10 protein-coding genes and 1 pseudogene are annotated in these 22263 nt (G+C 76.0%); all 11 read left to right on the plus strand.

The window, feature by feature from the left end; genetic code table 11:
- The first annotated feature begins 139 nt into the window (after nucleotides 1-139).
- The 11 genes and pseudogenes from QK440_RS04800 to QK440_RS04850 all read left to right on the plus strand — a co-directional run bounded on the left by QK440_RS04800 (nucleotide 140) and on the right by QK440_RS04850 (nucleotide 22261).
- A complete protein-coding gene (locus QK440_RS04800; protein ID WP_282791685.1) occupies nucleotides 140-1774 on the plus strand; it encodes a serine/threonine-protein kinase in 1635 nt (544 codons plus the stop codon).
- Between the two features lie 69 nt (nucleotides 1775-1843).
- A pseudogene (locus QK440_RS04805) lies at nucleotides 1844-2116 on the plus strand (ion transporter); the annotation flags it as partial.
- Between the two features lie 772 nt (nucleotides 2117-2888).
- Complete coding sequence (locus QK440_RS04810; RefSeq protein ID WP_282791686.1) at nucleotides 2889-3128, plus strand: phosphopantetheine-binding protein; 240 nt, start codon at nucleotides 2889-2891, stop codon at nucleotides 3126-3128.
- Nucleotides 3125-3973, plus strand: a complete 849-nt coding sequence (locus QK440_RS04815; RefSeq protein WP_282791687.1) for a siderophore-interacting protein — start codon at nucleotides 3125-3127, stop codon at nucleotides 3971-3973. Before QK440_RS04810 ends, QK440_RS04815 begins: the two co-directional genes overlap by 4 nt.
- 163 nt (nucleotides 3974-4136) lie before the next feature.
- Nucleotides 4137-5132 (plus strand): ABC transporter substrate-binding protein, encoded by a 996-nt coding sequence (locus QK440_RS04820; protein ID WP_282791688.1) that lies wholly within the window; start codon nucleotides 4137-4139, stop codon nucleotides 5130-5132.
- Entirely contained in the window at nucleotides 5129-6151 is a 1023-nt protein-coding gene (locus QK440_RS04825) for an iron chelate uptake ABC transporter family permease subunit (RefSeq protein ID WP_282791689.1), read from the plus strand. The genes QK440_RS04820 and QK440_RS04825 overlap by 4 nt, the downstream gene beginning before the upstream one ends.
- 131 nt (nucleotides 6152-6282) lie before the next feature.
- Nucleotides 6283-7242 carry an iron chelate uptake ABC transporter family permease subunit gene (locus tag QK440_RS04830; RefSeq protein ID WP_282791729.1) on the plus strand — a complete coding sequence of 320 codons (960 nt, stop codon included), beginning with the start codon at nucleotides 6283-6285 and terminating at the stop codon, nucleotides 7240-7242.
- Entirely contained in the window at nucleotides 7239-8024 is a 786-nt protein-coding gene (locus QK440_RS04835; protein ID WP_282791690.1) for an ABC transporter ATP-binding protein, read from the plus strand. Before QK440_RS04830 ends, QK440_RS04835 begins: the two co-directional genes overlap by 4 nt.
- A 169-nt stretch (nucleotides 8025-8193) precedes the next feature.
- The gene (locus QK440_RS04840) at nucleotides 8194-18327 is read left to right on the plus strand and encodes a non-ribosomal peptide synthetase (protein ID WP_282791730.1); all 10134 of its coding nucleotides are present in this window, start codon (nucleotides 8194-8196) and stop codon (nucleotides 18325-18327) included.
- Complete coding sequence (locus QK440_RS04845) at nucleotides 18324-19724, plus strand: MDR family MFS transporter (protein WP_282791691.1); 1401 nt, start codon at nucleotides 18324-18326, stop codon at nucleotides 19722-19724. The genes QK440_RS04840 and QK440_RS04845 overlap by 4 nt, the downstream gene beginning before the upstream one ends.
- 206 nt (nucleotides 19725-19930) lie before the next feature.
- Nucleotides 19931-22261: an MMPL family transporter gene (locus QK440_RS04850; protein WP_282791692.1), complete on the plus strand. Its 2331-nt coding sequence runs from the start codon at nucleotides 19931-19933 to the stop codon at nucleotides 22259-22261.
- The last annotated feature ends 2 nt before the right edge of the window (nucleotides 22262-22263 follow it).

Here is a 22263-nt window from a genome sequence, read left to right on the forward strand (position 1 = left end):
CACCGGGGGCGTGGCCACCGCCCCGCCGCCCCCGCTGTGCCGCCTGAGGGGGTCCCCCTCCGAACGCCGCAGGTCGGCGCCCGCTTAGGGTGCTGACGTCGGTCGCCTCCCGGAGCGAGGGGGCCGGGGGAGGGGAACGATGCACGAGGCGACAGACGCGTTCCGGCCGTTGCAGGCGGACGATCCGCCCGTCGTGGCCGGTTACCGCCTCGCCGCCCGGCTCGGCGCCGGCGGCATGGGACGGGTGTACCTGTCGCACACGCGCGGCGGCAGGCCGGTGGCCATCAAGGTGGTGCGGCCGGAGCTGGCCGACGACCCGGGCTTCCGGCGGCGGTTCCGCCGGGAGGTGGAGGCGGCCAGGCGGGTGCGGGGCGCCTACACCGCCGAGCTGGTCGACGCCGACGCGGACGGCACGCCACCGTGGCTGACCACCCTCTACGTGCCCGGCCCCTCCCTGACGCAGGCCGTGGCGCGGCGCGGACCGCTGCCGGTGCCCGCGGTCCTCTGGCTGATGGCGGGGGTGGCCGAGGCGCTGGAGGCCATCCACGGCGCGGGCATCGTGCACCGGGACCTCAAGCCGTCGAACGTGCTGCTCGCCGCCGACGGGCCGCGCGTCATCGACTTCGGCATCTCGCTGGCCGCCGAGTTCAGCTCGTACACCGCCACCGGCTCCGCCGTCGGCACGCCCCAGTTCATGGCGCCCGAGCAGGCGTCCGGGGGCGAGGTCACGGCGGCGACGGACATCTTCGCGCTGGGGCAGACGGCGGCCTTCGCGGCGCTCGGCGAACCGCTGTACGGGGAGGGCTCCGCGGTCGGCGTGCTGTACCGGATCGTGCACGACGCGCCCGACCTGTCCCGGCTGCCCGCGCCGCTGCGGCCGCTGATCGCCCGGTGCCTCGCCGCCGCTCCGACGGAGCGGGCCACCCCGGCGGAGGTCGTCGCGTGGTGCCGCCAGGAGCTGGGACGCGACGCCGACGCGGGCGCGGGACCAGCCGTCTGGCGGGACGTCATGGGCCCGGAAGTCGCCGTTCCGGGGCCGCTCCCCGAGCCCTCCGCGGCGCCCACGGCGCTGTGGCCCACCCGGCCCGCCGCCGCGGACCAGGACGGAGGCCGGGCGCGGCGACGGCGTACCACGCTCGTCGCGACCGCGGCCGTGACGGCCGGGCTGCTGGTGCTCGGCGGCCTGACCTGGCGCGTCATGGAGGCGGACGGGGCGCGCGAGCGGCGCGCGGCCACCTCCCCGACCGCGGGGACCGGCACCTCCGGCCCGGAGGCGTCCGGCGGCACGGGGGCCGCGGGTGGGGCGGCGCCGACGGCGGCGGCCGAGCGCGAACAGGGGGAAGGGGCCCGCGGGTCCGGTGGGCCGGACCCGGCCACGGACGGCTCCGGGAAGCCGCGGCCCCTCCCGTACCCCCAGGTGTGGCTGGACGCGAAGAAGTCCGTGAGCTTCGACGAGCCGGTCCAACGCAAGGACCGCAAGGGGGACATCCGCTTCGACTGCGAGGGCGACAACTGCTACCTGGACAGCCGCACCAGCCTGATCACCATGCTGTACAGCAAGCCCGGCGCCGACCTCGAAGCCTGCCGGATCGCGCTCGACGGCGCCGACAGCCGCAGGCTGCCGCTGGCCGGGGTGGCCGCCGGCAGCGAGATCTGTGTCAAGCACCCCTCGGGGGACATCGCGCTGCTCGTGGTCCAGGTGAAGTCGACGGCGCTGCCGCGCGGCGGGTTCAGCTTCCTGACGGCGGACATGACGATCTGGCGAAAGCCTTAGAGCCCGCCCGTCCGCCCGTCCGCCCGTCCACCTGCCTGCCTGCCCGCCCGCTCGTCCGCCCGGGTCGGCGTGCTGCTGCGCCTCGGGGCGCACGCCGACCGGCCCCGCGCCTTCTTCCGCGACCCGTGGAACGTCTTCGACCTGGCCGTGGCCCTGTGCGCCTTCCTGCCGTTCGCGCGGGAGAACACCACCGTGCTGCGGCTGCTGCGCCTGGCGCGTGTGCTGCGCACCGCCCGCTTCCTGCCCCAACTGCGCATCGTGCTGGTCGCGGTGGGCCGCAGCCTGCCCGGCACGGTGAGCTTCCTGCTGGTGGGCGCGCTCGTGCTGTACGTGTACGCGGTGGACGAGGAGGTACGACAGCGGGCGGGCGCGGACCCGCGGGCCGACGCGGGACCCCGGGTGGAGGCGGAGCCGCCGGGAGCGGGCGCGCCGGACTGCGCCGAGCCCGAGCTGCGTGCCCGGATCGCGACCGCGACGACGCCGCGGCCTGAGCGTCACGTATCTGGCGTGGCGTCACGTCGCCCGATTCCGGCGGGGACCGGCCGGTGCCCGGTCGTGCGCGGCCATATGGCCTGAAGATCGCTTGCACGTCACCCCAGTCATTAGTTAGGTTAGCCTTACCTGGCCAAGCGGGGGGCGTGTGCGCCTGCTCGGTGTGCGGGTGACGGGCCCTGCCGTGCGTGTACGGCACCGGTCCCGTCGGCCGTCCACCGCACCGCTGTTCCCGTGCCCCGACCGCTCGCCCGACCGCGCAGAACCCGACCGCGCAGAAAAGGAATCGCTGACGTGTCCCTCTCCACACCGGCGCGTCCCCGACCCGTGCGCTGGACGGCCGACCCGCCGGAGGCGTGAGCGTGTCCCCGCCCGGAGGCGGTTCCGCTCCGTGGCCGACGTCCGCGGCCACGGCCGCGACACCCCTCGCCTCTTCCCCGTACGACGTACGACCCCGTACGACGTCGTACGACCCCGCGCACTCCCTTCCCGCACGCCACGCCGGGGCGCGCGCACGGCGCGCCACGTCCCGGCGGGCCCCGTGCCGCGTGCCGGGGCGTCGTGACCACCTCGCCGCCGCGCCCGCCGCGCGACCGGCGCCGATCCCCGCAGGAGCCACCCGATGACCCAGACCCTCTCGCCCGAACGGATACGCGCCGACGTCGCGGAACTCCTCGACTGCGACCCGTCCGAGATCGAGCCCGAGGAGAACCTGATCGACCTCGGCCTGGACTCCGTACGGATCATGACGCTGATCGAGCGCTGGCGCGCCGCCGGTGCCACCACCGTGGAGTTCCCCGACCTGGCCGAGCGGCCCGAACTGGCGCACTGGACAGCCCTGTTGACGGGCGGCACCGCATGACGCGGGAAGACCACCGGCACCGGCACCTGGAGCGCATCGCGGAGGTCCGGGCGGGCCGCCACGCCGAGAAGGTGGGCTATCCGATCCGCGTCCGGCGTACCGAGGTCGTCCGCACGGCCATGGTCGGCGGCGGTCTGCTGCGGGTGACCCTGGGCGGGCCCGGCGCCCAGGGGTTCGAGGCCCACGCGCCGGACGAGCACGTGAAGCTGCTCTTCCCGGAGCCGGACGGCTCGCTGCGGCTGCCCGAGCCGAACGGGTCGATGCTGCGCTGGCCGCGCCCCGCGCCCACCTCACGGGAGTACACCGTGCGCCGCTACGACCCGGCCGCGGCCGAGATCGACATCGACTTCGCCCTGCACGACGGCGGCCTCGCCTCCGACTGGGCGCGCGCGGTCGAACCGGGCGCCGTCGTCCACGTCGCCGGGCCGCCCGGCGGCCTCGTCGTACCGCACGCCTACGACCGCTACCTGCTGGCCGGCGACCTCACGGCGCTGCCCGCGATCGCCCGGTGGCTGGAGGAGCTGCCCCGCACCGCCCGGGGCTGGGCGTTCGTCGAAGTCGCCGACGCCGCGGAGGAGATCGAGCTGTCCGCGCCCGACGGCTTCGAGGTGCGCTGGCTGCACCGCGGCGGCCGCCCGGCCGGCACCGGCGACGCCCTGGCGCGCGCCGTGACCGCGGTGACCGTGCCCGAGGGCGAGCGGCTGTACGTGTGGGCCGCCGGTGAGGCGGGCCAGCTCAAGCCGCTGCGCCGGTGGGTCCGCGACGAACTGCGCCTCGACAAGGCCGACCACGACATCACCGGCTACTGGAAACGCGGCGTCGCCGACTTCGACGACGACCACTGACGGCGGCCGGCCGGATGGCAGCGGCTCTTTGACGACCCGACAGTCGTCGTCCCTCAGCCGCGCGTCCCCGTCCGTCGAACTGCCGACCGGCGTGATCGACCAGCAACACCAACTCCCAACAAGACCAACTCCCAGCGACAACCCCAGCAACATGGAGCATCACATGTCCCTGCGCAGATCGTCGGCTCTCGTCGGCGCCGTGGCCCTCGCCCTGACCGTGACCGGGTGCGGATCGTCGGACGGCGACAAGGCGGACTCGGGGAAGGGCGAGACCCGGGTGTTCGCCGCCGACAACGGCAAGATCAAGATCCCCGCCGACCCGAAGCGCGTGGTGGCCACCGGCTACGCCGTGCCCGCCATGATCGAGGCCGAGGCCCCGCTCGTCGGCATCTCGTCGTGGAAGCGCGGCGAGCCGATGATGAGCAAGAAGGACCTGGCCACGTACAAGAAGCTCCCCAAGGTGGCGGGGGAGGCGGCGTCGGAGACCAACTACGAGGCCGTCGCCGAGGCCAAGCCCGACCTCATCGTCATCGGCGTGCCCGCGCCGGTGCTCGGCGACATCGACGTCAAGCGCCTGGAGTCCATCGCCCCCGTCGTGGCGATCGGCCCGACCGTGCCGTCCGCGTGGCGCGAGCTCTCCCGCAAGCAGGCCGACGCCGCCGGTTCCCTGAAGACGTTCGACGCCGTCAAGGACAAGTACGAGGCCAAGGCCGCCGGGCTCGCCAAGAAGTACAAGAAGGTGCTCCCCGGGCTGAAGTTCGGCCACGTCGGCGCGTACGGCGAGGTCGCCAAGGGCACCTTCCAGCGCGAGTTCGGCCGCTCGTGGGGCACCAACATCGCCGAGGACGTCGGCGCGACGTACTACGGCAAGGTCAAGAAGCCCGGCCCCGGCTCCCGCGCCGTCAGCGAGTACCCCTCGCTCGAGGAGCTGCCCGCCTCCCTGCGCGAGGCCGACGCCATCACGTACTCGGTCAACGCCGACGGCAGCGTGCCGCCGTCCGTGAAGTACGTCATGGACTCCAAGCTGTGGAAGAACCTGCCCGCCGTCAAGGCGAAGAAGACCTTCCCGCTCCGCTACACCGAGGCCGCGACCTACGGGCAGGCCATGCAGACCCTGGACGCGATCGACACGTCGTTCGCGCCGCTCCTGAAGCGGTGACCGCCGGGGGCCGCACGGCCGAGGCGGCGGGAACCCGGCGGGCCGTGCCGCGCGCCGCCCTGCTCGCCGGCGGCCTGGTGCTGCTCGCGGCCGTCGCCGTGGTCAGCATCGGCGTCGGCGCCCGCTCGATCCCGCCCGCCGAGGTCGTGCGCGCGCTGCTGCACTTCCGGGGCACCGACGACCACGTCATCGTGCGGGACGTCCGGGCGCCCCGCGCGCTCCTCGCCGTCGCCGTGGGCGCCGCCCTGGCGGTGGCGGGCGCGCTCATCCAGACGCTGGCCCGCAACCCGCTGGCCGAACCCGGCATCCTCGGCGTCACCGCGGGCGCCGGGTTCGCCATCACCCTCGGCTCCGGCGTCGGCCTGGCCGCCGGGCAGACGGGCCAGCTCGGCTGCGCGCTCGCCGGCTCGGTCCTCGCGGCGCTCCTGGTCGCCGCGGTCGGACGCCGCTCGCCGCTGCGCCTGGTGCTCACCGGCGTGGCCCTGACCGCGGTGCTCAACGGCGTCGCGCTCGGCATGCGGATGATGCTCCCGGACGTGTTCGACGCGTACCGCTTCTGGTCGGTCGGCTCGCTCGCGGCCCGCGAACAGGCCCCGCTGGCCCTGCCGTTGGCCGCGATCGGGGTCTCCCTGGCCGGCGCGCTGCTGCTGAGCCGGGCCCTCAACGCCCTGGCGCTGGGCGAGAACGTGGCCCACGCCCTGGGCGCGGGCGTGGGCCGGGTACGGGGCGCCGCGCTCGTCCTCATCACCGTGCTCAGCGGGGCGGCCACCGCGGTGGCCGGGCCGATCCTGTTCGTCGGCCTGATGGTGCCGCACCTCGTCCGCAAGCCGGCCGCGGGCTCGGTGCCGTGGCTGATCCTCTACTCGATGGTGCTCGGCCCCGTCCTGCTGCTGATCGCCGACATGGGATCGCGGGTGCTGCTGCCCACCGGCGAGGTGCCGGTGGCCATCGTGACCGCGTTCCTCGGCGGCCCCATGCTGATCTGGGCCGTACGCCGCCACGGGGCGGGGGCGCTGTGACCACACGCGACAAGGCCGCCCCACCGAACACGGCCACCGCCACCGCCACCACCACGGCCACCGCCACCACCGCCGCCGCACGGCGCGGCAGCACCGTCGCCCTGCGCGGGCTGCGCGTCGAACGCCGCACCCTGCTGCTCGTCGCCGCGCTGGTCCCCCTGATCCTCGGCCTCGGCCTGCTCGGGCTCTGCTACGGCGCGTCCTGGGCCACGCCCCGGGAGGTGTTCGACGTCCTCACCGGCGCCGAGCCCTCGGTGGTGATCTGGGACTGGCGGATGCCGCGGGTGCTCGCCGGACTCGTCTTCGGTGCCGCGCTCGGCGTGGCCGGGGCGCTCTTCCAGAACCTCACCCGCAACCCGATGGGCAGCCCCGACGTCATCGGCCTCGACGCGGGCGCCTACACCGGTGCCCTGGTCGCCCTCACCGTCCTGTCGGGCACGTCCGCCCAACTCGCCGTCGGCTCGGTGCTCGGCGGCCTCGCCGTCGCCGCCGCCATCTACCTGCTCGCGTACGACCGGGGGTTCTCCGGGCTGCGCCTGGTGGTGATCGGCATCGCGATCAACGCGATGATGACCGCGCTCAACTCGTGGATCGTGCTCCGCGCCGAACTGGAGGTGGCGATCGCCGCCGTCGGCTGGAGCGCGGGTTCGCTCAACGGCGTCGGCTGGGACGACCTCGGCATCCCGTTCGCGGTGATCGGGGTGCTGCTCGCCCTGATGGCCACCCGGGCGCACGCCATGCACCAGGCGTCCCTGGGCGACGCGGTCGCGGCGACCACCGGGGTCCGGCTCGACCGGCTGCGCCTGCTCATGGTCCTGGTCGGCGTCGGCTGCACGGCCACGGTGACCGCCGTCGCCGGACCGATCGCGTTCACCGCGCTGGCCGCCCCGCAGATCGGCCGCCGGCTCGCGGGCGCGGCCGGAGTGCCGCTGCTCCCGGCGGCCCTCACCGGTGCGGTCCTGCTCCAGGGCGCCGACCTGCTCGCCCAGATGCTGCTCGCGCCCGTCGCGCTGCCCGTCGGCGTGGTGAGCACCGCGATCGGCGGCTGCTACCTGATCTGGCTGCTGACCAAGGAGGTGAGGCGCGCGTGACCGCACGCCTGACCGCGCGGGACATCACCCTGCGCTATGGGGACCGGGTGGTCTCCACCCGGCTGAGCCTCGACGTCCCCGACGGCAGGTTCACCGCCGTCGTCGGGCCCAACGCCTGCGGCAAGTCGACCCTGCTGCGCGCCCTCGTCCGGCTGCTGAAGCCCGAGACCGGGCGCGTGGAGCTCGACGGCCGCGAGGTCGGCGCCTACCCGCCCAAGCAGCTCGCCAAGCAGCTCGGCTTCCTGCCCCAGGACCCGCTGGCCCCCGACGACATCAAGGTCCGCCAGCTCGTGGGCCGGGGGCGCTTCCCCCACCAGTCGCTGCTGGCCCTGTGGTCGCCGCACGACGAGGAGGCCGTCACCGCGGCGATGGCCGCCGCCGGCGTCGCCGACCTGGCCGACCGCCTCGTACAGGAGCTGTCCGGCGGCCAGCGGCAGCGGGTCTGGATGGCGATGGTGCTCGCCCAGGAGACGCCCTGCCTGCTGCTCGACGAGCCGACGTCGTTCCTGGACATCACCCACCAGTACCAACTGCTCGGCCTGCTGGCCCGGTTGCGCGACGAGGGCCGCACGGTCATCGCCGTGCTGCACGACATCAACCAGGCCTGCCGCTTCGCCGACCACCTGATCGCCATGAAGGACGGCCGGGTGGTCGCCGAGGGCGACCCCACGGACATCGTCGACGCCGCGCTGATCAAGGACGTCTTCGACCTGCCGAGCGTCATCGTCCCCGACCCGGTGACGGACACGCCGATGGTCGTCCCCACCCTGCAAGGAGAATGAGTTGAACACCACAAGCGCGTCCTCGGCGGGGCTGTCGGGACCGGCGGGTGCCGCCGGCGCGTCCTCGGAGGGGCTGCCGGGACCGTCCCGCGCCACCGGCCCCTCTCCGGAGGGGAGCCCCGGACCGGCCGGTACCGCCGGTGCGTTCGCCGCGGCCGGGCCGCTCCCGCTGACCAGCGCCCAGGAGGGCATCTGGAACGCGCAGCGCCTGGAACCGGACTCGCCGTACTACCTGGTCGGCGACGTGGTGGAGATAACCGGCGCCGAACCGGTCGACGTCGGCGCGCTCGTGGAGGCGGTCCGGGCGACCACCGAGGAGGCCGAGACGCTGCGCCTGCGGGTGTACGAGACCCCGGACGGGCCGCGCCAGCGCGTCGCCGACGACCCCGTCGAGCCGCCCCGGGTGGTCGACGTCAGCGGCGAGGCCGACCCCGCCGCCGCGGCGGACGCGCTCGTCACCGCCGAGCGGGCGCGCGCCGCCGAGGCGTGCCGCGGCATGGTCGACCGGCCGCTGTACGCCCGGACCGTCATCAAGCTCTCCGACCGCGAGGTCTGGTACACCCAGCTCGGCCACCACCTGGTCTTCGACGGCTACACCGCCGCCATGCTCGCCCGCCGCACCGCCGCCCGCTACACCGCCCTGGTCCGGGGGACGGAGCCGCCGAAGGCGACGTTCGGCGCCTTCGCCGACCTCGTCGCCGCCGACCGGGCCTACCGCGACAGCGACCGGTTCGCCGAGGACCGCGCCTACTGGGTCGAGCGGTTCACCCCGCTGCCCGACCTGGGCGAGACCGACGCCGCCGCGGGACCGCCCGAGCGCACCCTGACCGCCCGCGCCGTCCTCACCCCCGAGGAGACCGCCCGGCTGCGCGCCTTCGCCGACCGCGAGGGCGTCACCTGGGGTGAGGCGCTCATCGCCGGGTACGCCGCGTTCCTGCACCGCGTCCTCGGCCGCACCGACGTGGTGTTCGCGCTGCCGCTGATGTGCCGCACCGGCTCGATCGAGCTGCGCACCCCCGCCATGGCCGTCAACGTGCTGCCGTTGCGGGTGGCCGTGCGCGCCGGTGACGGGTTCGGCGCGCTCAGCCGCCGCGTCGCCGCCGCCATGAAGGAGATGCGCGACCACCAGCGCTACCGCGGCGAGGACCTGCCCCGCGACCTCGGCGTGCCCGGCGCGGGCGCGCTCCTGCACGGCCGCGGCATCAACCTCAAGGCGTTCGACCTGGCCATCGAATTCGCCGGGGCCACCGGCGTGATGCGCAACGTCGCGGGCGGCCCGCCCGAGGACATGGGCCTGAGCGTCCTGCCCACCCGCGACGGCGGGCTGCTGCTCGGCTTCGAGGTCGACGGCCGCACCAACGACCAGGCCATGGTCGACAGCAAGCTGGCCGGCCTGCGCGCCCTGCTGTCCGGCCTCACCGACGGCCTGCCGGTGGGCCGGGCGCCCCTGACCGCCGACGTGGCCCGGGTCCTCGCCGACTGGGCGCCGCCCGCCGTGCCCGGCACCCCGCCCGACGTGCCCACCGCGTTCGCCGCCATGACTGAGGCCGGTCCGGACCGCACCGCCCTGGTGTGCGGCGCCGACCGGCTGACCGCCGGGGACCTGGCGGGCCGCGTACACCGCCTGGCCCGCGCGCTGCGCGCCCGCGGCATCGGGGCCGAGGACATCGTCGCCCTGGCGCTGCCGCGCTCGGCCGACACGGTGGCCGCCCTCCTCGCCGTCCTGGCCGCGGGCGCCGCGTTCCAGCCCCTGGACCTCACCCACCCGCCCGAGCGCCTGCGCGAGCTGCTCGACGACACCCGCCCCGCGCTGGTCCTCACCGAGGGCACGGCCGACGGCCCGCCGTGGACCGGCCCGCTCGACGGGACCGCCGTCCTGCCGTACGCCACCCTGCGCGACGAGGCCGCCGGCCTGTCCGGCGCGCCGCTGCGGGACGACGAACTGGCCACGCCCCGCCACCCCGAGCACCTCGCCTACGTGATCCACACCTCCGGGTCGACCGGCCGCCCCAAGGGCGTGCTCGGCCGGGCCGGCGGCCTCGCCGCGCTCCTGCACCACCAGCGCTCCACGGTCGTCGCCGAGGCCGAGGGCGCCACCGGCAGACCCCTGCGCGTCGCCCACACCTATTCGTTCGCCTTCGACTCCGCCTTCGACCACCTGGTGTGGCTGCTGTGCGGGCACGAACTCCACCTGTACGACGCCGAGACCGCGCGCGACGCCGACGCCCTGCTCGCCGCGTACGCCCGCGACGGCGTCGACGTCGTGGACACCACGCCCTCGATGGCCGCGCCGCTCGTCGACGGCGGCCTCCTCGACCGGCGCCCCGCCCTGCTCGTCCTGGGCGGGGAGGCCACCCCGCCCGCCCTGTGGCGGCGCGTCGCCGCGTCCGGCGTCACCGCGCGCAACATGTACGGGCCGACCGAGGCCACCGTCGACGCCACCACCGCGCGCGTCGACGGCGAGGAGCCCACCATCGGCCACCCGCTCGCCGGCACCCGCGTGTACCTCCTGGACACCGCGCTCCAGCCGGTACCGCACGGCACGCCGGGCGAGCTGTACCTGGCCGGACCGCACCTGGCCCGCGGCTACCTCGGCCGGCCCGGGTCGAGCGCCGAGCGCTTCGTCGCCGACCCGTTCGGCGCGCCGGGGGAGCGGATGTACCGCACCGGCGACCTCGCCCGGTGGGTACCCGGACGCGGCCTCGAGTACCTCGGCCGCGGCGACGGACAGGTCAAGATCCGCGGCCACCGCGTGGAGACGGGCGAGGTCGAGGCCGCGCTCGGCGCGGTGCCCGGCGTCACCGCGGCCGCCGCCGCGGTCCGCTCGGGGCGGCTCGTCGGCTACGTCGTCCCGGGCCCGGCCGCCCCGGTCGGCCAGGACACGGGGGCCACCGGCGTCATCGGGGCCACTGGGGCCACCAGGGCCACTGCGACCACCGGAACCACCGAGACCACCGAGACCACCGGGCTCACCGGGCTCACCGGTGAGGACGTACGCGCCCACCTGTCCGGGCGGCTCCCCGAGCACATGGTGCCCGCGGCCGTGGTGGTCCTCGACCGGCTGCCGGTCACGCCCAACGGCAAGCTCGACCGCGCCGCCCTGCCCGCGCCCGCGGCGCCCCGGGGCGGCCGGGAGCCGCGCACCGACCGCGAGCGGCTACTGTGCGCGGTCCTCGCCGAGGTCTTCGAGGTCGAACGGGTCGGTGTCGACGACGACTTCTTCGCCCTGGGCGGGGACAGCATCACCGCCATCACCGTCAGCAGCAGGCTGCGCGCCCGCGGCCTGGAGCTGCGCCCCCGCGACCTCCTCGCCCGCCGCAGCTTCGCCGCCCTCGCCGCCGGGGCCGCCCTGGTGGAGGACACCGCGGGACCGGTGGACGACCCGACCGGGCCCGTGCCCGCCCCGCCGATCGTGCGCGCCCTGCTCGACCCGCACCCGGACGTGGACACCGTCGCCGGATACGCCCAGTGGACCGCCCTGCGCGTCACCGGCCTCACCCACGCCGACCTCGTCACCGGCGTCCGGACCGTACTCGACCACCACGACGCGCTGCGGCTGCGCGCGACCGGCGACGGCCACGCCCTCGACGTACTGCCGCGCGGCGCGGTGCGCGCCGCCGTCACCGTCATCGACGAGGCCGAGGACGTCACCGCCGTGGCCCGCCGCCTCGCGGGCGAACTGGACCCGCGTACGGGCGACCTGCTGCGGGCGGCCCTGGTCCGCACCGCCGACGGCGAGCCGGACCGGCTGGTCGTCGTCGTGCACCACCTGGCCATGGACGGCGTCTCCTGGCGCGTCCTGCTGCCCGACCTGCACACGGCCTGCGCGGGCGGCACCCCCGCCCCCGTCGGCGCCTCCTGGCGGCGGCACGCCACGCTCCTCGCCGACCAGGGCGCCACCGGCGCGCGCCGGGGCGAACTCGCCCACTGGCGCACGGCCCTGGCCTCCGCGACCCGCCTCGGCCCCCGGCCCCTGGACCAGCGCCGCGACACCGTCGCCACCGCCCGCCGCTCGGTCACCGTGGCCTCGCCCGAGGTCACCGAGGCCCTGCTGACCACCCTGCCCGCGGCCTACCGCGCGGGCGTCGACGAGGTGCTCCTCGCCGCGCTCGTCCTCGCCTTGCGCGACCACGGCGCGGGCGGCGACGCGGTGACCGTCACCCTGGAGGGCCACGGCCGCGAACACCTCGACCTGGCCCGCACCGTCGGCTGGTTCACCAGCGAGTACCCCGTCCGCGTACCCGCCACGGGCGACGTGGGACGCGTGCTGCGCGCCGCCAAGGAGGCCCGCCGCGGCGTCCCCGACGGCGGCGTCGGCTACGGCGTCCTGCGCCACCTCGACCCCGAGGCCGGGCCCGAGCTGGCGGCCTCCCCGCCGCCGGACGTGCTCCTCAACTACCTGGGCCGGTTCGCCCCGCTGACCGGAACCGGCTGGCGCCTGCCCGAGCGGGACGCCTTCGCGGTCGTCGAGCCCGACGCCAAGGCCCTGGAGCAGGTCCTCGCGCTCAACTGCTTCGTCCACGAGGGGGGCCCTGCCCAGGACCACGGGGACGGCCACGGGGAGGGCGCGCCCCGCCTCGCCGTCGAGTGGACCGCCGCCACCGAGGTGCTCGGCACCGACGCCGTGGCCGCCCTCCAGGAGTCCTGGACCCGGGCCCTGGACGCGCTGGCCGCGCACGCGCGCCAGACCTCCGGCGGGCTCACCCCCTCCGACCTGCCCTTCGTCGACCTCGACCAGAACGCCATCGACGCCCTGGAGCGCACCGGCGGCAGCGGTCGTATCGCCGACGTCCTGCCCGCCATCCCGCTCCAGGTCGGCCTGTCCTTCCACACCCTGGTCCGCGACGACCACGACACCGACGTCTACGTCGTCCAGGCCGTCACCACCCTCGTCGGCCAGCTCGACCCGGACCGGATGGCCGAGGCCGCGCGCGAACTCCTGCGCCGCCACCCGGCGCTGCGCGTCCACCTGGCCGCGGCCGGCGACGACGTCGTACAGGTCATCCCCGCCGACGTCACCCTGGACTGGCGCCAGGACGACGACTTCGCCGCGGCCGCCCGCGCCGACCTGGAGCGGCCCTTCGACCCGGCCCGGCCGCCGCTGATCCGCTTCCTGCTGTCCCGCGTCGGCCCCGACGAGCACAAGCTGGTCATCACCAACCACCACGCCCTGCTCGACGGCTGGTCCATGCCCCTGGTCGGCCGCACCCTCCTCGCGCTCTACGCCGAACTGGGCGGCGGCCCCGCCGCCCCGGCCGCCCCGCCGCTGTCGGAGTACTTCCGCTGGCTCGCCGACCGCGACCACGAGGCGGCACTGGAGGCGTGGCGCACCGCCCTGGAAGGCGTCGACGAGGCCACGCGCCTCGCCCCCGCGAACGCCGCCACCGGCGTCGAGCGCCCCGGCCGCGTGAGCCTCGGCCTCGGCCGGGAGTTCAGCGACCGGCTGCGCGGCTTCGCCCGCGAGCAGGGCGTCACCCTGACCACGGTGCTCCAGACGGCCTGGGGCCTGCTCCTCGGCCGCCTCACCGGCCGCCGCGACGTGGTGTTCGGCTGCCCGGTCTCCGGGCGGCCCGCCGAGGTCGACGGCGTCGAGTCGATGATCGGCCAGCTCGGCACCACCATCCCCGTACGGGTCCGGCACACCCCCGGCCGCACCGCACGCGACCTGATGGCCGACGTGCACGCCGAGAGCGTGGCCCTCGCCGAGCACCACCACGTCGGCCTGCCCGGCATCCAGCGGGCCGTCGGCATCGGCGAACTCTTCGACACCATGCTGGTGATGGAGAACTTCCCGCTCTCCAGCCGCAAGCGCACCCCGCTCGCCCCCGGGCTCGACCTCGCGGGCGTCGACATCACCGACGCCACGCACTACGCCCTCACCGTCATCGTCATCCCCGACGACGAGATCACCATCGGCCTCGGCTACCAGCCCGGCGCCTTCGCCGAGTCCACCGTGCGCGACTACGGCCGCTGGCTGCTGAACCTCCTGCGGGAGATCACCGCCGACCCGGAGCGCCCCGCTCTCCGCCTCGGCACGCTCGACGCCGACGAGCGCGCCCGGATGCTGCGCACCGGTACCGAGGTCGTCCCCGCCAAGGCCCGCGGCCCCTGGCTGGAGGAGTTCGCCGCCTGGGTGCGCCACAAGCCCGACGCCGAGGCCCTGGTCTGCCGCGACCGCGCCCTCAGCTACGCCGAACTCGACCGGCGGGCCAACCGGCTCGCCCACGCCCTGATCGCGCACGGCGTACGCCCCCAGGACCCGGTCGCGGTCCTGCTCGGCCGGGACGTCGAGATGACCGTGGCGCTGTTCGGCGTCGCCAAGGCGGGCGCGGTGTACGTACCGCTGGACCCGGCCTACCCGCGCGAGCGGCTCGCGTACATGCTCGACGACATCGCCCCGGCCGCCGCCGTGACCACCGGCGCCGAACTCCCCGCCGCCCGCGGCGTCCCGGTGCTGCGGCTCGACGACCCGGCCACCCTCGCCGACGTCCCGGACACCGACCCGGCCCACGCCCGCGCCCGGCTCACCGAGGACGCGCTCGCCTACGTCATCTACACCTCCGGCACCACCGGACGGCCCAAGGGCGTCGGCGTGACCCACCGCGGCGTACCCGACCTGATCGCCCTCCAGGAGGAGGTCGTCGGCGTCACCGAGCACGACCGGTACCTGCACTTCGCGTCGACCAGCTTCGACGTCGCCTTCTGGCAGACCATGGTCCCGCTGCTCTCCGGCGGCACGTCCGTGATCGCCCCCGAGGAGGTGCGCGTCCCCGGCGACGAACTCCTCGACTACATCGCCGAGCACCGGGTGACCGGCGTCAACCTGCTGCCGTCGTTCCTGGCCGCCATGCCCGACGACCGCACCGTCCCCGACGACGTGTTCTTCGTCGTCGGCGCCGAACGCCTCGACCCCGAGCTGGCCCGGCGCTGGGGCAGCGGCCGCAAGGCGCTGTTCAACGCCTACGGACCCACCGAGGTCACCATCAACTCCGTGACCTGGCACTACGATCCGGACGACCCCGGCCCGCTGCCGATCGGCCGCCCCGACCCGAACGTCCGCGCCTACGTCCTCGACCACGGGCTCCAGCCCGTCGGCACCGGCGTCACCGGCGAGCTCTACCTCGGCGGCCCCAGCCTGGCCCGCGGCTACCTCGGCCGCCCCGCCCTGACCTCCGAGCGGTTCGTGGCCGACCCGTTCGCCGCGCCCGGCGAGCGGATGTACCGCACCGGCGACCTGGTGCGCTGGCGCCCCGACGGCCGGCTCGTCTTCCTCGGCCGCGCCGACCACCAGGTCAAGATCCGCGGCTTCCGCGTCGAGCTCGGCGAGATCGAGTCCACGCTGACCCGCCACCCCGACGTGCGCGCCGGGGCGGTGATCGTGCGCGACGACCGGCTCCTCGGCTACGTCATCCCAACCGACGGCGCCGACCTGGACCTCGCCCGTGTACGCGACTACCTGGCCAGGGAGTTGCCCGACCACATGGTGCCGACGGCGCTCGTGGAGCTCGACCGGTTGCCGCTCGGCCCCGGCGGCAAGCTCGACACCGCCGCCCTGCCCGCCCCCGAGGTGGCCGCGACCGCGCGGCGCGCGCCCGCGACCGAGGCCGAGGCCGTGCTGCTCGACGTCTTCCGGGACGTCCTCGGCACCGACGACATCGGCCCCGACGACGCCTTCTTCGCCCTCGGCGGCGACAGCATCGTGTCCCTCCAGGTCGTCTCGCGCGCCCGCCGCCGCGGGCTCGGCCTGAGCGCCCGGGACGTCTTCGAGGGGGAGACCGTCGCCGGGATCGCCGCCCGCGCCCGGGCCCTGGACGCGGACACCGGGCCCGCGGTAGGCGACGCGCCGCTGACCCCGCTCATGCGGGACCTGCTGCGCCGCGCCGGGAGTGCCGCCGACGGCTTCTGCCAGTGGGTGGAGGTCTGCGTCCCGCCGGGCGGCGACGAGGCCCGCTGGCAGACCGTTCTGGACGCGGTCCTGGCCCGCCACGACGTGCTGCGCGCCCACCTGGCCGACGACGCGCTGCGCATCCCGCCCGTCGGAGCCGTCACCGGCGCCGACGTCCTGACCCGCGTCCCGGCCGGGGACGACCCGCGCGCCCAGGTCGACGCCCACGTCGCCGAGGTCCGCGCGGCCATGGACCCGCGCACCGGCCCGCTGCTGCGCGCGCTCTGGGTCGACGCCGGGCCCGAACGCCCGGGCAGACTCGTCCTGACCGCCCACCACCTGGTCGTGGACGGCGTGTCCTGGCGCGTCCTGCTCGACGACGTGCGCCACGCCCACTCCGGCGGCGCGCTGGCCCGCCACGGCCAGTCGTTCCTCGGCTGGGCCAGGACGCTGCGCGCCGCCGACCGGAGCGCCGAACTGCCGCACTGGCGGCGGATGACCGCCACCCCGGCGCTCACCCGCCCGCTCGACCCCGCCCGCGACACCGTGGCCACGGCGGCGCACCTCGAGCTCCGGCTCGACACCGACGCGACCCGCGCCCTGATCACCACCCTGCCCGCCGCCCACCGCACCACCCCCGACGCCGTGCTGCTCACGGCCCTCGCCCGGGCGGTACGGGACTGGCGCGGGACGCCGGACCTCCTCGTGGCCTTGGAGAGCCACGGCCGCCCGCCGCACGTCGACCTGTCCCAGACCGTCGGCTGGTTCACCGCCGTCCACCCCGTACGCCTCCACGCCGACGACGACATCCCGGCGGTCAAGGAGCGGCTGCGGGCCCAGGGCGACGGCCTCGGCCACGGCGTCCTCACCGCCGCGGGCCTGCTCGACCCCGCCCGGCCGGAGGTCGCCTGGAACTACCTCGGCCAGTTCCCCGGCGCCCCCGACCGGGAGACGCCGTGGCAGGCGCCCCCGGACGCCGACCCGCTCGGCTCCGGCGGCACCGGCGACCTGCCCCTGCCGCACGCCCTGATGGTCAACGCCCTGGTGCGCGACGACGCCCTCGGCATCCGGATCACCTGGCCGTCCGCGCTGTTCACCGCCGCCGAGATCGAGGACCTCGCCGGGCACCTGCGGACCGCGCTGCTGCGCACCGCCGCCGCGCCGGAGCTCACGGCCCTCGGCGGGCGGGCGGTCGCCGAGGTGCAGCCGCTCACCCCCCTCCAGGAGGTGATGCTGCGCCACGCGCGCACCGAGCGCCCCGACCCGTACACCGTGCAGTCGACGTTCTCCCTCGCCGGGCCGCTCGACACCGACGCCCTGCGCGCCGCGGGCGCCGACCTGCTGGCACGCCACCCGAACCTGGGCGCCGTGTTCCCCGCGGGCCTCGCGGTGCTCCCCGAGGCGCCCCGCCCGGACTTCCGGGTGGTCGACGGGCCCGCCGACGAGGCTCTCGCGGCCGACCTGGCCGAGCCGTTCGACCTCGCCGAGGGACCGCTCGTCCGGCTCACCGTGATCCGCCGCGCGCCCGATCTCTCCGACCTGGTCCTGACCACCCACCACGTGCTCTCCGACGGCTGGTCGGCACCGCGCATCCTCACCGAGCTGTTCGCCCTCTACACCGCGCGCCTCCAGGACCGGGAGCCGGACCTGCCCGCGCCCGTGCCGTTCGCCACCTACCTGAGCTGGCGCGCCGACCACGAGCCCGACCTGGACCTGTGGGCCGCCGAACTGGACGGCCTGCCCGAGGGCGACCACTTCGGCACCGCGGCGCCCGGGCCCGCCTGGCAGGAGCCGACGCTCCTCACCTTCGACGCGGACCTCGTGGCGGACCTCACCCGGCTCGCCGCGGCGCGCGGCCTGACCCCCAACACCCTGGTCCAGGGCGCCTGGTCGGTGCTGCTGGCGCGCCGCTCGGGCCGCGCGGACGTCTGCTTCGGCGCCATGGTCGCCTGCCGGCCCCCGGAGCTGGAGGGCGTCGAGGAGATCATCGGGCTGCTCGCCAACACCGTGCCGGTCCGCGCGCGCCTGACCGGCACGCTCGCCGAGACGCTCGCCGGCCTCCAGGCCCGCCAGCGGGCCCTGGTCGAGCACCAGCACGTCGCCCTGACGGACCTGGAGCGGCTGACCGGGCGGACCAGGCTCTTCGACAGCCTCGTCGTGTTCGAGAACTACCCCGTCGACCCGGACCGCCTGCGCGCCCCCGCGCCCGGCCTCACCCTCGTCGGGACCCGCTTCCGCGAGGCCACCCACCACCCCGTGACCCTCACGGTCATGCCGGACGGCGACGGCTGGACCGGCGTACTCGCCCACCGCGCCGGGGTGGACACCACCGGGCTCGCCGAGCAGCTCCTCGACCTGCTCCGCACCCTCGGCGGCCACCTCGACACCGACGTACGCGCCCTCCTGGCGGCCCGATGACCGGCACCGCCGCGCCGCCGGACAGCCGGATCGACGCACCGCTGCTGCGGATCGCGTTCATCCTGGTGCTCGGCACCTTCATGGCCACGGTCGACGCCACCATCGTCAGCGTCGGCATTGACACCCTGGCCCACGACTTCGGCGCCTCCGTCACCGACATCCAGTGGATCTCCACCGCCTACCTGCTGGCCGTCGTGGCCGCCGTGCCCGCCTCCGGCTGGCTCGCCGACCGGTTCGGCGGCCGCCGGACGTGGCTCGCCGCCGTGGGGGTGTTCCTGCTCGGCTCCGTGCTGTGCGCGCTCGCCTGGTCGGCGCCCAGCCTGATCGCGTTCCGCGTACTCCAAGGGCTCGGTGGCGGGCTCCTGCCCGCCACCGGGCAGGCGCTCCTCGCCCGCGTCGCGGGCAAGGAGCGCACCGGGCGGGTGATCAGCGTCGTCGCGGTCGTCCCGCTCCTGTCGCCGGTGCTCGGCCCGCTCGCCGGCGGCTCCATCCTCGCTGTGGCGCCCTGGCCGTGGCTCTTCCTCGTCAACCTGCCCATCGGCCTGGCCGCGATCCTGCTCGCCCGCCGCTACGTGCCCGAGGTGCCGCCGTCGCCCCGGCGCGCCCCCTTCGACCTGCGCGGGGCGGCCCTGCTCTCGCCGGGCCTCGCCGTGCTGGTGTACGGCCTGACCGAGGTCTCCCACGGCCGCGCCCTGCCGGCGGCGCTCGGCATCACGGCGGGCCTGGCGATGCTCGCCGGGTTCACCGCGCACGGGCTGCGCACCCGCGGGACACCGCTGATCGACCCGCGGCTCTTCGCCCGGCCGCCGTTCGGCGCCGCCGCCCTCGCGCTGCTCGTCCTCGGCGCGTCGGTGTTCGGCACGATGTTCCTGCTGCCGCTGTACTTCCAGACCGGCCGGGGCCTGTCGGCGTGGGAGGCCGGGCTGCTGCTCGCCCCGCAGGGCCTCGGCGCGGCGGCCGGGTCGGTGCTCGTCAACCGGGCCATCGACAAGGCCGTGCCGCGGACCCTCGTGGTCACGGGCATCGCGCTGATCCTCGCGGGCACCGTGCCGTTCACCCAGCTCGGCCACGAGCCCCCGGACGCCGTCATCGCCGCGGCGCTCGCGGTCCGGGGCTTCGGCATGGCCATGGTCGGCGCGCCGGTGATGAACATCGTCTACAGCCGCATCGAACCCGCGCAGCTCCCGCGCGCCGCCGGAGCGCTCAACATGCTCAACACCGTCGGCGGCTCGGTCGGCACCGCGGCCCTCGCCGTGGTCCTCCAACAGCGGCTCGAAGCCCGGGGCCCGGACGTCTCCGGAGCCTTCGGCGACACCTTCTGGTGGGTCCTCGGCTTCTGCCTGTTCGCCGCCGCGGGAGCCACCAGATTGCCGCGGACCCGTGCCGGGAAGTCCTGAGGCGGGGGCCGGAGGCGCACAGCTCACCGACGGGCACGGGGCCGCGACAAGCCGACCATCGCCTTCCCCGCTCTCCCGCTCATCACTACGGGGGACCCGCGCCCGAACGGCGTATCCCCGTGCCGAGAAGGGCCGTTGTACACCCGGACAACAGCTCGCGGACGGTGGTACGCGTACCGGTTCCGCCCTGCCGGAAGGCGTATCGCATGCCGCGACGAAGCCCTTCGCCGCCGGACGGGCGCGGGCCGCGGCGCGACGCTCCGGCCGCCGCCCTGCGGTGGTGCCTGCGCAGGGCGCGTCTCGTCCTCGCCGGTGCCGCCCTGGTGACCCTGCTGGCCGGCGCGATCGGCGCCACCGGGCTCGACCGCCTCACCCACGGCGGCCTCGTCCCCAGCGGTTCGGCCTTCGCGCGGGACAACGCCGTGCTCGGCGGCCGCTACGCCGTGAGCGCCCCGGACCTGGTGCTGCTCGTGCGCACCGACGCGGCCGGGGGAGTCGACGACAGCTCCGTCGCCCGGCGCGCCCGGGCGGTGGAGCGCCGACTCGACCGGTTCCCGGACGTGGTGCACACCTCCTCGTACTGGCGGACCGCGGACCCCGCGCTGCGTTCGCGCGACGGGCGCTCGGCCCTGATCGTCGTCGACCTTGGGGAGGACGAGGGCCGGGCGTGGCGCGCCGCCGACACCCTCGTGCCCGAGGTGACGGGGCGCCACGGGAACCTGACGGTGACGGCGGGCGGTCCCGCCTGGTCGGCCGTGGAGGCGATGCGGGAGAGCCGGCGCGACCTGCTGCGCGCCGAGCTGATCGCGATGCCCCTGGCCGCCCTCGTCCTGCTGTTCGTCTTCCGCTCCCTGGTGGCGGCCGTCGTCCCGCTCCTGACCGGCGCGGTGGCGGTGGCCGGCACGCTGGCGGCGCTCAGCCTGCTCGCCCACGTCACGGAGGTGTCCGCCTACGCCGCGAACATCACCAGTGCCCTGGGCTTCGGACTGGCCGTGGACTACGCCCTGTTCCTGGTCACCCGGTTCCGGGAGGAGCGCGCCGCCGGGCTCGCGGTGGCCGACGCGGTCACCCGGGCCGTCGCGACCGCGGGGCGCACCGTCCTGGTCTCGGCCGCGGTGGTGGCCCTGTCCCTGTGCTCCCTCTTCCTGTTCCCGCTGGGCCTGTTGCGCTCGCTTGCCTGGGCGGGCATCACCGTGGTGCTGCTGTCGGCCGCCGCGACCGTCGTCGTCGTGCCCGCGCTGCTCGTCGTCCTCGCCCCGCACCTGGACCGCTTCGACGTCTTCGCCCGGCTGCGGGTGCGACGGGGCGGAGCCGACCGGACGGCGACGGAGGGACTGTGGTGGCGGTGGGTGGCCCGCACGGTGTGCCGCCGGCCGGTCCTCTGGCTCACCGTGTGCGTGGGGCTGCTCGGCCTGTGCGTCCTGCCCGCCGCGCACGCCGCCTTCGGCATCAGCGACGCCCGGGTCCTGCCTCCGCACAGCGAGCCGCATGCCGTCGCCCGGTCCGTCGCACAGGACTTCCCGCGCCCGCCGGCCCGGCAGGTGCTCATCGGCCTGCCGCCGTCCACGCCCGCCGTGGCGCTCGACCGGTACGCCCGCCGCGTCGCCGCGCTGCCCGGAGCCGCCGAGGTGCGGACCGTGACCGGCACCTACCGCGGCCGCGCGCACACTCCGCTGCCGCCGCAGCACGGCCGGCGCTTCGCCACCCCCGGCGGCCCCCTGCTGACCGTCGACTCCCGCCACGCACCCCACACCGCCCCGGCCGCGCGGCTCGTCCGCGCGGTGCGCGCGCTGCCCGCGCCCGGCGGCCACGCCCCGGTGACCGGTGAGGCCGTGCGGACGGTGGACACCGGGAACGCCCTCGTCGGCGCCCTGCCCGGCGCCTGCGCGCTGACGGCCGCCGTCACCTTCGTGCTCCTGGCCCTGTTCACCCGCAGCCTGCTGATCCCGCTCAAGGCGGTGGCGGTGGCGGGCCTCAGTCTCACCGCCTGCATGGGGTGCCTGGTCCACGTATTCCAGGACGGCCATCTGCGCGGCCTGGTGGGCGACTTCACCGTCACCGGGCACCTCGACGGTGCCATCGTCGTCTTCGTCCTGGTCGTCGCCTACGCCCTGTCCATCGACTACGAGACGTTCCTGCTTTCGCGGGTGTGCGAGGCGTACGCCGTGCTCGGCGACACCGCCGAGGCGGTCACCGCGGGGCTGTGGCGCACGGGGCGGCTGGTGACGGCCGCCTCCCTGGCCGTCGCGGCGGCCATGGGCGCCCTCGCCACCTCCCAGGTGACCCCGCTGAAGGTGGCCGGGGTCGGGCTCGCCCTGGCCACCGTGGTCGACGCCACCGTCGTACGCGGTGTCCTCGTACCCGCCCTCATGACGCTGGCCGGCCGCGCCAACTGGTGGCTGCCCGGCCCGCTCGCCGCCTTCGCCCTGCGCCCCGCCCCGCCGCAGGAACACCGGGCGGCGACGCCCGCCGGACTGCCGGGCCCGCGCGACCTCGCCGACCCGCCCTCGTCCCGCATCACCCCGCCTCCGCCCTAGTC

It is taken from the genome of Streptomyces sp. CC224B (assembly GCF_030010595.1).
Taxonomy (GTDB): domain Bacteria; phylum Actinomycetota; class Actinomycetes; order Streptomycetales; family Streptomycetaceae; genus Streptomyces; species Streptomyces longispororuber.